Genomic DNA, 11,967 nt, shown 5'->3' with positions numbered 1-11,967 from the left:
ACCGTGGGAGGACCACCACATGCGCCTGAACCTTCTGTTCGCCCTGGGCTGTGCCCTGCCGCTGGCCGCCTGCAGTCCTCCGGCCAAGACCGCCGCGACGCCGCCTGACAGCCCGACCTCGACCGCCCCACCCGCAGTAGCCGGCAGTGGCGGCCAGTGCGATCCGGAAAAGCTCACCGGCCTGGCCGGGCAGGCCGCCACCGAGGCGGTCATCCAGAAGGCGGTGAAGGACAGCGGTGCCCGCAACGCCCGCGTGCTCAAGCCGGGCATGGCGATGACCATGGATTACCGCGAAGACCGCCTCAGCATCGAAGTGGACGAACAGAACAGGATCGTGCGCGCCAACTGCGGGTGATCGGTTGCAACCGGCGGCCTGGCATGCAGGCCGCCGTGGCTGGCGTGTGCCGATCAGTTGCGTACGCGCTGCGCTTTTCCGTTGGCCAGCGCCTGATCGATCGCGGCCCGCACGTCGCGCACCGCACGCGCCGAGGCCACACTCTGCTGCTGTGCCAGGCGCGCCTGTTCCTTGCCGAGTTCAGCCTGCTCACGCGCCACCAGCGCAATCTGTCGGGCGTCTACGGCCCTGGCCGAGGCGGTACGTGCCTCGCGTGCGGCCTGGCTGGCAGCGGAGGCAGCGGCGCGTGACTGGCGGGCACCCTGGCGCGCCGCCCGGTCGGCTTCGACAGCGGCGTCGAGGCCGGCCTCGCGGATAGCGTTGTTGACCACCGCGCTGACATCCACCGAGGCCATTGCATCGGCCGTGATCTGCATCGATGCCGCCGCGATCTGTTGGCCGACCACCGCTTGGCGGTTGCCCAGCTCGGCCTGTGCCGTTCCCAGCTCGGCGACCTGCGTCTGGGCCTGCCCCAGCGCCTTGAGTACTGCGGGATCGCGGATCAGATAGCGATCCTGACCTCGGCGCACCCACAGGGCCGGTTGATCGTTGCCGGCATCGCGTCGGGCCTGTTTCAGATCAGCGACGGAGGCGTCGACGAAATTGCTCTCGCCACCGATCAACACGAAGGCCTGCGCGGGTTGCCGGCTGATGTCGAGTTTACCGTGGGTCACGAAGGACATCCCGTCATCCAGGTCCTTCGGCGGTTCCGGCGCAGCGGGCGCGGCGGGCGGTTCCGGAGCAGGCAACGGTTCTGGTGCCGGCATCGGCTCGGGCGCGGGGACCGGCGCAGGTGCCGGCCGGGCCACAGGTGCGGGCAGGGGTGTCGGCGCGGCCGGCGCGGTCGGCGCGACCGGTGCCTGGGGCGCGGCCGGCGGCGGCGGTGCAGCCACCAGACGCAACGGTGCAATACCGATCACCACGAACAACGCGGTGATTGCCAGCGAGGCCACCCGCGGGACGCTGCGGGTCTGCTGCAGCGTCCGCAGCCGGCGCTTGAGACTGCGCAGGTTCGGCGAAGCGCTGGCCACGCCGACGGCGGGACGGGGCGCCACACCCAACTGCACCAGCAGGCGACCGTAGTCATGGCGGCAGTGATCATGTCCGGCCACCACCGCACCATCGCAGGCTTCTTCGCGCGCCAACGCATATTCGCGGGCCGCCACGTGGACCAGCGGGTGGAAGAAGAACAGGTGCTGGGACAGCGCCGGCAGCAGGCCCCACCACAGGTCGCGACGCTGCAGATGGATCAGCTCGTGGGTCAGCGCCATGTCCAGATCGTCCGCCGACATGGTCGGCAGCTCGCGCGCCGGCAGCAGCAGCACCGGCCGCCACGGGCCGATCAACTGCGGCGACCGGATCTGCGCGGAGAGTTTCAGCTGCGGCGAGCGCCGCAGGCCATGCGCTTCGGCGGCCAACTGCAGCGCCTGCTGCAGGCCGGCGTCCGTGCACTCTGTGGCGCTGCGCACCAGCGCGCGGCTGGCGCGGTAGCCGCGCAGGCTGTGCACCAGCATCAGCAGCACACCGGCAGCCCACACGGCCAGCAGCAGCAAGGGCCAGGACGCTGTCATTGTCGCCGTCTCGACCGCATTGGCGGCGTAGGTGACCGGCGCAGCCTGCACGGCGGCATCGAACGCGGGCAGCGCCATCGCCGGTGCCGTCACGGCCGCCGGGGCCGGCAACACGGCCAGTTCCAGCGGGCTGCTCCAGACCAGGCCCAGCACGGCCTGCGCGGCCACCAGCCACCATAACCGGCAGCGGGTGGCCGCCGGCAGCTGCGGCACCAGCCGGCACACGCCCCACACCAGCGCCGCCAGTACCGCGCTCTGCACGCTGGTCCAGCCCAGCCGCATCAGCACTTCACTCATCATCATGTCCATCGCTCAGCCCTCCCGCTTGCGTGACTGCAACTGTGCGACCAGCGCTTCCAGCTCGGCCAGTTCCTGATCGCTGACATCCACCTTGTGCGACATGAACGCCACGAACGGCGACACCGAGCCCTGCAGCGTCTTCTCCACGAAGCTGGCCACGGCGCCCTGCACCACGCTGTCCTGGCCGCTGGTGGTGGCATAGCGGTAGACGCCGTCCACCTGCTTCCGGCTCAGGTACGACTTGGCGCGCAGGCGCTCCATCATGGTCAGCACGGTCGAGCGTGCCAGCCCGCGCGGCTCCCCGAAGCCAGTGGCGACCTCCCCGACACTGGGGCGGTCCTGTTCCGCGATGTACTGCAGCAGGGCCAGTTCCTGGTCCCCGATGGTCTTGCCGCGCATGGCGCACTCCCTATGACTACACGTGTCGCTACCGTGCCAGTGACTACAGGTGTCGTCAAGTGCCGGACGGACCGTGCCGACGAACGGTAGGCGCTGCGCGATGGGCATGCCGTGGGCCTTAAACCTTTTCGCCCCGGCCCGCATCCAAGCCTTCGAGCTGGGGCATTCCGCCCTGGCATCGCGCCCTCTTCGCCAAGGACCCGCCGCATGCGTTCCACCCATCGCGTGATCATGATCGTCGCCCTGTTGTTCCCGCTGGGCGTGCACGCGCACCCCGGCAGCGTGGAGACCGCCAACCAACAGACCCGGCAGTTCATCGGCCAGACCATGGACGCGCTGCGTATTCCCGGGTTGCAGATCGCCGTGGTCAAGGACGGGAAGGTGGTGCTGTCCGACAGCCACGGGCTGGCCAATGTCGAGAACGCGCTGCCGGCCACGCGCGCCACGCGTTTCCCGCTCAACTCGGCCACGAAGTCATTCACCGCGGTGGCGATGATGCAGCTGGCCGAAGCAGGCAAGGTGAACCTGGATGCGCCGATCTCGGCCTATCTCGCCGAGCTGCCCGACGCGTGGCGCAGCGTGCGGGTGCGCCAGTTGCTGGCGCATACCTCGGGACTGCCGGACATTCTGGATGCACAGGGCCTGCTCGGCGGCGGGACCGAGGCGGCCGCCTGGACCGCCGTGACGCAACGCCCCGTAGACGCTGCGCCCGGCACGCGCTTCACCTATAACCAGACCAACTACGTGCTGCTGGCACGAATCATCGCCGCACAGGCCGCGATGCCGTACGACCGGTACGTGGCCACGCGCCAGTTCGATGTGGCCAGGATGCCGTCATCCACGTTCGGCGACAGCTACGATCTGATCGCCAACAACGCGACCATCTACAGTTGGTTCCCGCGCCGCACCGATGCGCCGGACGCCCCGCCACGGCTCTCGCACTGGTTCTACGACATGACTCCCGGCCTGTGGGCTGGCGGCGGCATGCTGACCACTGCCGACGACGTGGCCAAGTGGCTGGTCGCATTGACCGGCAACCGCTTGGTCAACGCCGCCAGCACCCGCCGGATGTGGACCCCGGAACGGCTCAATGACGGCAGCGACGGCGCATGGGGCGCCGGCTGGGCGGTGCTGCAACGCGCACCACAGCGTCAGGTGGCCGGCATGGGCGGTGCACGCTCGGCGTTCATCGTGTACCCCGACCAGGGGCTGGCCATCGTGGTGCTGACCAACCTGGTCGGGGCCAACCCGCAGACCTTCATTCCGCAGATCGCCGCGTTCTATGGTGCCGGTACGCAGGCGCCGGCGGTCAGCCGCGCGGCCCGCCCATCACCGGCAGGATCACGCCGCTGATGTAACTGGCGGTGATCGGCGAGGCGAGGAAGACGTACGCCGGCGACAGTTCTTCCGGCTGCGCCGGGCGACCCATGTCGCTGTCCTGGCCGAACTCGGCGACATCCGGCGCCTTCTTGTCGGCCGGATTGAGCGGGGTCCAGACCGGGCCCGGCGCCACCGCATTGACCCGGATGCCGCGCGGCAGCAACTGGCTGGCCAGCGCCTTGGTGAAGGCATGGATCGCGCCCTTGGTGGCCGAGTAGTCCAGCAACGATTTGCTGCCGAACAGGCCCGTCTCCGAGCCGGTATTGATGATGCTCGCGCCTTCGCCCAGGTGGGGCAGCACCGCGCGCGCCATCTGGATGTAGCCGCCGATGTTGGTCTGCAGGGTTTCCTGCAGGTGCTCGTCCTCGAGGTCTTCCAGACGATCGCAATGCAGCTGGAAGGCCGCGTTGTTGACCAGGATGTCGACCCCGCCGAATGCCTTGACGACCTGCTTCACCGCCTTGTTGCAGAACGCCGGATCGCGCACGTCGCCCGCGATCACCACACAGCGGCCGCCTTCTTTCTCGACGTGCTCGCGGGTGATCTTCGCGTCCTTCTTTTCATCCAGGTGGAGCACCGCCACATCCGCCCCTTCGCGGGCAAACAGCACGGCCACCGCGCGGCCGATGCCGGAGTCGGCGCCGGTGATGATCGCGCGCTTGCCCTTGAGCTTGCCGCTGCCCTGGTAGTCCGGCGCGAGGAAGCGTGGGGCCAGCTGCATCTCGTGTTCGTAGCCGGGTTTGGCCAGCTGCTCGGCCGGCATTTTCTCAGGCTGGCGACGCGTGCCGGCCTGGGTGGCCTTCTTGGCGGCCTTCGTGGTGGTCGCCTTCGCAGCCTTCTTCGCCGCACGCGCGTCCTTGGCCTTTTCCTGGTCCTGCAGACGGCGCTGACGGGCCGCCACGCGCGCAGCGCGCGGATCGGTGGCGGCGGCCTTGCGGGTCGCGGTTTTGACGACCGGGGTACGGGTGCGCGGTTCGGCCGCCGCAGCAGCCGCCTCCGCCGGACGCGCACGCTTGCGGGAGGTGGGGGTCTTGGTGGTCTTACGGGTTTTGGCCGTGGCCATGCTCGACTCCTGTTGCCGGATCAGATGCGTGGAACAAACTCGAATGCGCGCCGTGTGGGGAATCCCGGGTCGGCCGTGCGCACCTCCACTATGGTCATCCATGCGGCCAGGCACGGTGAATGGAGCGTGCCCATACCGTGTAGAGGATTCATGCGCCGCATACGGCCACCGATGCACCCTGAGCGCAATTCCCATGGAGTGCGTCGCATGCTTCGTTACCTGTCCGCGGCTGTGGCCGTCCTTGCTCTTTCCGCCTGCAGCAGCACCCCCGTCGCGCAGGTCCAGCCGATCGACGGCGTCATTTCCGGCCAGTGCCACGTGGATAAGGTCCGCGGCGCCGTGGGCCTGGCGGCATCGCAAGCCACGGTCGAACGTGCCCGCGTGGACAGCGACAGCTTGCAGGTCCTCGTCGTGCGCAGCGAGCGTGCCGCAAGTGGCGCCACTGCCAGTGGCGCGGCCAATCCCACCCCGGGTGCAGAGCAGGGCGGCGAACGGCTGACCATCGAAACCGGTCGTACCAACAACATCACCGCCCTCTACTGCGGCTGATCGCTGCGCTCATCCCGCGCGGGCACGCCGGACGGTGCGCCGCGCGGCTTTGAGTACTTTCAGCGTGGCCAGTTCCCACTGGCGCTCGCCACGCAGGCCGGCAAGGGCCTTCAATGAGCCGGCCCGCCAGCCATCGAATACGCAAGGATCGATATAGGCCTTGCGGCACACCGACGGTGTGTTGCCCAGCAGGTTCGCGACCTCGCATACCACCTGTTTCTGCAATGCCGCCAGCGCGCGCTCACTGGAGGGTTCGGGCAGCTCGGTCACGGCAAGCTGACGGATCGCCTCCAGCGTGCCGCCCCAGGTGCGGAAGTCCTTGGCGCTGAAATCCTCGCCCATCGCATCGTGCAGATAGTCATTGACCATGCCCGAATCCACCGGTTGGACCGCGCCATCATCATCGCGGTACTGGAACAGCGCCTGCCCGGGCAGCTGCTGGCAGCCACGGATCAGCTTGACCAGTTCGCGGTCATCCACGTCCACCTCATGCGCCTGCCCGGACTTGCCCCGGAAGCGCATCTGCGCCCGGCCGCCCTTGACCAGCGCGAGGTGGCGGTTGCGTAGCGTGGTCAGCCCGTAAGAGCGGTTGTCACGTGCATAGACTTCATTGCCAACGCGCACCAGCGTCTGCGCCAGCAGCGCCACCACGATCGCCAGCACCTTGTCGCGCGGGAAGCCGGGCAGCTTCAGATCGCGGCGCAGGCGCCGGCGCAGCGTGGGCAGGGCGGTACCAAAGGCAATGATGCGATCGAACTTGCCATCGCCCCTCACCCGCGCCCAATCAGCGTGGTAGCGGTACTGCTTGCGCCCGCGCGCGTCACGCCCAGTGGCCTGCAGATGACCGTTGGGCAGTGCGCAGATCCACACATCAGTGTAGGCCGGCGGGATCGCCAGCGCGCGGATCCGGGCCAGGGTGGCGGCATCGCGGACCGCCGCACCATCGGCATCGCGGTAGGCAAAGCCCTTGCCGGCCTTGCGGCGGGCAATGCCGGGCAGTTCATCGCTGACATAGCGCAGGCCGGCCTGGCGGGCGGCGGCGACTTCGGGGGTGGCGGTGCGGCTCGGGCTCATGGAGGCGACGCGGATCAGGGAAGCGCAGTGTTACCGGTCCCGGTGCGGCACCGCGTCAATAACGCAACACAAACACCTCACACCGCGCTTGGCGATATCCTCCAGCGTTTACTGGCTCGCTCTCTGGAGTACTGATGTCGTCCCTGTCGTTCCGCCGCGCGCGGCGTCCTTTCGGGCTGATTGCCCTGTTCCCCGCCCTGTTGGTCCTCGGTGCGTGCAGCGCTCCGCCCATGGACGAGCAGGAAGCGGTTGCCACCCATGCACAGAAGGCGGCCGAAGCAGCTGCCGCACCGACCGACGAGGCCGGCAAGGCAATGGAAGCACCGCCCGTAGGCAGCTGCGATGCGACCCAGGTGCAGAGCCTGGTCGGTCAGCCCTACACCGACCAGATCGGCAGCCAGGCCCAGCAGGATGCCGGCGCCACCACCCTGCGCGTGCTCAAGCCGAATGACATGACCACGATGGAGTTCATCGGCGAGCGTCTGAACGTTGAAGTGGATGCCAAGAACGTGGTCGCCGGCGTCCGCTGCGGCTGAACAGGCGGCGGGGAAACCCCTGAAACACAAGGGTTTGGTTGCGGCTGCAACCGTGTATTGCGGCGTTGCAACAACTGTGATCTAGTCGGGTCATCCGGTGCTTCGACCCGCGCTGCAAGGACTGAGCGGGGACGAGTGTCGCCGCTCACCTGACATCGCATCGAGGCACAGATGGCCCCCCGCAACCGCCAAGGGCTTTACGACCCGCAAGATGAGCGAGATGCCTGTGGTTTCGGCATGGTCGCCCAGCTCGACGACCAGCCGTCACGGCTGCTGGTCGACACGGCCATTGCCGCACTCTCGCGCATGACCCACCGCGGTGGCGTCGCCGCCGACGGTATCACTGGTGACGGCTGCGGCCTGTTGCTGCGCCGCCCCGATGTGTTCCTCAAGGCGCTTGCCGCCGAGGCGGGCCTCACGCTTGGCGCGCGTTTCGCTGCCGGCGTGGTGTTCCTGCCGCATGACGCCGCCGCCGCACAGGCCTGCCGCGACACGCTGGAACAGCAACTGCGCAACGCCGGCTGCCAGCCGGTCGGCTGGCGCGTGGTGCCGACCGACCCCAGCGTCTGCGGTCAACTCGCCCGCGACACCCTGCCGCACATCGAGCAGCTGTTCGTCGATGCCGGCGCCGCGCAGGACGAGGCCGCCTTCACCCTGGCCCTGTTCCTGGCCCGGCGCCGCAGCGAACAGCTGCTGCGCGAGCACGCCGATTACTACGTCACCACGCTCAGCCCGAATGCGATCAGCTACAAGGGCATGGTGCTGCCGGACAAGCTGAGCCGCTTCTACGTGGATCTGCAGCGCAACGATCTGGCCTCCAGCGCGATCGTGTTCCATCAGCGCTTCTCCACCAACACGCTGCCGCGCTGGCCGCTGGCGCATCCCTTCCGGATGCTCGCCCACAACGGCGAGATCAACACCATCGAGGGCAACCGCCGTTGGGCGCAGGCGCGCAGCAAGGTGTGGAAGACCCCGCGCTTCGACATCGGCGAGTTCGATCCGGTGATCTCCATGCATGGCTCGGACTCGCAGAGCCTGGACAACATGCTCGAGCTGATGGTCAGCGCCGGCATGGACCTCATCCAGGCACTGCGCATCCTGGTGCCGCCGGCGACCCAGTCGCTGGAGTTCAAGGATCCGGACCTGGCCGCGTTCTACGAGTTCTACGGCCTCAACAGCGAGCCGTGGGACGGCCCGGCCGGGATCGTGGCCTGCGATGGGCGCTATGCCGCCTGCACGCTGGACCGCAACGGCCTGCGCCCGGCGCGCTGGATGCTGACGTCCGACCGCCACTTCCTGGTCGCCTCCGAAGCCGGCGTGTGGGAAGTGCCGGCCGAGCGCGTGGTGCGCAAGGGCAAGCTCGGCCCGGGCGAGATGATGGCCATCGACCTCAAGCGTGGCGACCTGCTCGACTCGGACGCCATCGACCGCATCAACCGCGGCCGCGCGCCGTACAAGCAGTGGCTGCAGCAGGGCGTGACCTATCTGCAGACCGAGCTGATCGATCCGTCGCTGGTCGAGGAGCCCTTCGACGAGCGCACCCTGCGCAGCTACCACAAGCTGTTCCAGCTCAGCACCGAGGAAGTGGAGCAGATCCTGCGCCCGCTGGCCGAGACCGAGCAGGAAGCCACCGGCTCGATGGGCGATGACACCCCGATGGCGGTGCTCAGCCAGCACAGCCGTCCGCTCTACGATTACTTCCGCCAGGCGTTCGCGCAGGTCACCAACCCACCGATCGATCCGCTGCGCGAAGACTGCGTCATGTCGCTGTCCACCCAGCTCGGCAAGGAGACCAACATCTTCCATGCCGGCGCGGAAACGGTGAACCACGTCATCCTCAACTCGCCGGTGCTCAGCCAGCGCAAGCTGCGCCAGCTGATCAAGATGGAGCAGTACGCCGACAAGAACCGGCTGATCGATCTGTCCTACAGCCTGGACGAAGGCCTGAAGGCCGGCATACAGCGCATCTGCGCCGAGGCCGAAGCCGCTGCGCGCGAAGGCATCGTCATGCTGCTGCTGAGCGACCGTTACCCGGTCGCCGACCGGCCGATGGTGCATGCGCTGCTGGCCACCAGCGCGGTGCATCACCACCTGTCCAACGCCGGGCTGCGCTGCGACGTCAACCTGATCCTGGAAACCGGTACCTCGCGCGACGCGCACCACATGGCCTGCCTGCTCGGTTTCGGCGCCACCGCGGTGTACCCGTACCTGGCCTACCAGACCCTGTTCGATCTGGGCCGGCGCGGCATCCTGCAGCTGAGCAAGGGCGGCGAGCAGTCGCAGATCGGCCGCCGCTACCGCAAGGGCATCTACAAGGGCCTGTCCAAGATCATCTCCAAGATGGGCATCTGTACGGTGGCCAGTTACCGCGGCGCGCAGCTGTTCGAGATCGTCGGGCTGGATGACGAGGTGGTCGACCTGTGCTTCCCGGACACCGCCTCGCGCGTGGCCGGTGTCGGCTTCGCGCGTCTGGACGACGAGGCCCGCGAACTCACCGTGCGCGCCTGGAACGACCTGCTGCGCCCGGATGTGGGCGGCGTGCTCAAGTACGTGCACGGCGGCGAATACCACATGTACAACCCGGACGTGGTCATGACCCTGCAGCGCGCCGCGCGCAGTGGCGATGCCGCGGACTGGCAGCGCTACTGCGAGGCCGTGCACGGCCGCCCGGTGTCGGCGCTGCGCGACCTGCTGCAGCTCAAGGCCGCGCCCACGCCGACCCCGTTGGACGAGGTGGCTCCGGCCGAAGACCTGTTCCGCCGCTTCGATACGGCGGCGATCAGCCTCGGTGCGCTGTCACCCGAAGCGCATGAAGCGCTGGCCATCGCCATGAACCGGCTCGGCGGGCGCAGCAACTCCGGCGAAGGCGGTGAAGACCCGGTGCGCTACGGCACCGAGAAGCGCAGCAAGATCAAGCAGGTGGCCTCGGGCCGCTTCGGCGTTACCGCCGAGTACCTGGTCAATGCCGAAGTGCTGCAGATCAAGGTCGCGCAGGGCGCCAAGCCCGGCGAAGGCGGCCAGCTGCCCGGGCACAAGGTCAACGAACTGATCGCGCGGCTGCGTTATGCCAAGCCGGGCATCGGCCTGATCTCACCGCCGCCGCACCACGACATCTACTCCATCGAAGACCTGGCCCAGCTGATCTATGACCTCAAGCAGGTCAACCCGACCGCGCTGGTCTCGGTGAAGTTGGTCAGCCATGCCGGTGTCGGCACCATCGCCGCGGGCGTGGTGAAGGCCGGTGCCGATCTGATCACCGTCTCCGGCCATGACGGCGGCACCGGGGCCAGCCCGGTCAGCTCGATCCGCTATGCGGGCGTGCCGTGGGAGCTGGGCGTGGCCGAATCGCACCAGGCACTGGTGGCCAACGACCTGCGCGGGCGCACCCTGCTGCAGACCGATGGCGGCCTGAAGACCGGCCTGGACGTGATCAAGGCCGCACTGCTGGGTGCGGACAGTTTCGGCTTCGGCACCGCGCCGATGATCGTGCTGGGCTGCAAGTACCTGCGCATCTGCCACCTCAACAACTGTGCCACCGGCGTGGCCACCCAGGACGAGCGCCTGCGCGCGCAGTACTTCACCGGCCTGCCCGAGCGCGTGGAGAATTTCTTCCGGCTGCTGGCCGAGGAAGTGCGTGGCTGGCTGTCCTACCTGGGCGTGCGCTCGCTGGACGAGATCGTCGGCCGCACCGACCTGCTGCAGCAGCTGGAGGTCTCCCCGCGCCCGGGCGTCAAGGTGGATCTGTCGCGCCTGCTCAACCCGGCCGAGTACGCCGGCAGCCACTGCGCCGCGCAGCGTCTGTACGAATCGCCGGACAGCCTGGCCACGCAGATGGACGGCCTGCTGGCCCCGGCGATCGCCGGCAAGCTCGGCGGCGAACACCGCTTCCTGATCCACAACACGGACCGCTCGATCGGCACCCGCCTCTCCGGCGAGATCGCGCGCACGCACGGCAACCAGGGCATGAGTGATGCGCCGCTGACCCTGCGCTTCCGCGGCACCGCCGGTCAGAGTTTCGGCGCGTTCAACGTGGGCGGCCTGCAGCTGGAGGTCGAAGGCGAGGCCAACGACTACGTCGGCAAGGGCATGGCCGGCGGCCGGCTGGTCGTGCGCCCGCCGCGTGGCGCGCGTTTCGAGGCGCGCAACACCGCGATCATCGGCAACACCTGCCTGTACGGCGCCACCGGTGGCGAGCTGTTCGCCGCCGGCCGTGCCGGCGAGCGCTTCGGCGTGCGCAACTCCGGCGCGCTGGCGGTGATCGAAGGCGCCGGTGACCACTGCTGCGAATACATGACCGACGGCATCGTGCTGGTGCTGGGCAAGGTCGGGCTGAACTTCGGTGCCGGTTTCACCGGTGGGCTGGCCTACGTGCTGGATATCGACCGCGACTTCGTGGACCGCTACAACCACGAACTGATCGACATCCACCGCATCTCGGCCGAAGGCTTCGAGAACCATCGCCAGCACCTGCATACGCTGATCAGCCGCCACCGCGAACTGACCGGCAGCATCTGGGCGCAGCAGATTCTTGATGAGTTCCGCGATTACGTCGGCAAGTTCTGGCTGGTCAAACCCAAGGCCGCCAGCATCGAATCGCTGACCGACTCACTGCGCCGCGCTGCGTAAGCGCGGAGAAGCGCCGGTATCGACCGGCGCCTCGTGTTCCCACCGCTGTAGTGCCGGCCGCTGGCCGGCAACCTC

9 protein-coding genes are annotated in these 11,967 nt (G+C 68.4%); 5 read left to right on the top strand and 4 right to left on the bottom strand.

The genetic code is table 11. The features are described 5' to 3' along the window. Nucleotides 1–19: 19 nt before the first annotated feature. Nucleotides 20–355 carry an I78 family peptidase inhibitor gene (locus tag AC1DIQ_RS12750; protein WP_478050162.1) on the top strand — a complete coding sequence of 112 codons (336 nt, stop codon included), beginning with the start codon at nt 20–22 and terminating at the stop codon, nt 353–355. A gap of 53 nt (nt 356–408) precedes the next feature. Here the strand turns inward: AC1DIQ_RS12750 and AC1DIQ_RS12745 are convergent, their stop codons facing one another. Next, nucleotides 409–2,262 (bottom strand): M56 family metallopeptidase, encoded by a 1,854-nt coding sequence (locus AC1DIQ_RS12745; protein ID WP_478050161.1) that lies wholly within the window; start codon nt 2,260–2,262, stop codon nt 409–411. Nucleotides 2,263–2,277: 15 nt separating this feature from the next. Then, a complete protein-coding gene (locus tag AC1DIQ_RS12740; protein ID WP_019184134.1) occupies nt 2,278–2,664 on the bottom strand; it encodes a BlaI/MecI/CopY family transcriptional regulator in 387 nt (128 codons plus the stop codon). A 207-nt stretch (nt 2,665–2,871) separates the two neighbouring features. Here AC1DIQ_RS12740 and AC1DIQ_RS12735 point away from each other — a divergent pair, with 207 nt between their 5' ends. Continuing rightward, entirely contained in the window at nt 2,872–4,017 is a 1,146-nt protein-coding gene (locus AC1DIQ_RS12735; RefSeq protein ID WP_478050160.1) for a serine hydrolase domain-containing protein, read from the top strand. On the opposite strand, the gene AC1DIQ_RS12730 is transcribed toward AC1DIQ_RS12735, so the two are convergent. Next, nucleotides 3,974–5,107, bottom strand: a complete 1,134-nt coding sequence (locus AC1DIQ_RS12730; RefSeq protein ID WP_478050159.1) for an SDR family oxidoreductase — start codon at nt 5,105–5,107, stop codon at nt 3,974–3,976. The two genes, AC1DIQ_RS12735 and AC1DIQ_RS12730, sit on opposite strands and share 44 nt — an antisense overlap. 207 nt (nt 5,108–5,314) lie before the next feature. Between AC1DIQ_RS12730 and AC1DIQ_RS12725 the strand changes: the two genes are divergently transcribed. Beyond that, nucleotides 5,315–5,656: a hypothetical protein gene (locus AC1DIQ_RS12725; protein ID WP_478050158.1), complete on the top strand. Its 342-nt coding sequence runs from the start codon at nt 5,315–5,317 to the stop codon at nt 5,654–5,656. Between the two features lie 9 nt (nt 5,657–5,665). Here AC1DIQ_RS12725 and AC1DIQ_RS12720 read toward each other — a convergent pair whose 3' ends face one another. Further along, the gene (locus AC1DIQ_RS12720; protein WP_346468085.1) at nt 5,666–6,730 is read right to left on the bottom strand and encodes a DNA topoisomerase IB; all 1,065 of its coding nucleotides are present in this window, start codon (nt 6,728–6,730) and stop codon (nt 5,666–5,668) included. Nucleotides 6,731–6,864: 134 nt separating this feature from the next. Here AC1DIQ_RS12720 and AC1DIQ_RS12715 point away from each other — a divergent pair, with 134 nt between their 5' ends. Both AC1DIQ_RS12715 and gltB read left to right on the top strand, forming a co-directional pair. Further along, the gene (locus tag AC1DIQ_RS12715) at nt 6,865–7,266 is read left to right on the top strand and encodes an I78 family peptidase inhibitor (protein WP_478050157.1); all 402 of its coding nucleotides are present in this window, start codon (nt 6,865–6,867) and stop codon (nt 7,264–7,266) included. Nucleotides 7,267–7,437: 171 nt separating this feature from the next. After that, on the top strand, nt 7,438–11,892 hold the full coding sequence (gene gltB / locus AC1DIQ_RS12710; protein WP_478050156.1) for a glutamate synthase large subunit: 4,455 nt from the start codon (nt 7,438–7,440) through the stop codon (nt 11,890–11,892). Nucleotides 11,893–11,967: the final 75 nt, after the last annotated feature.

This window comes from Stenotrophomonas sp. 05L413 (assembly GCF_056397945.1).
Note: the sequence above shows the minus strand (reverse complement) of the source record. Positions and strands in the feature narration are given on the sequence as shown.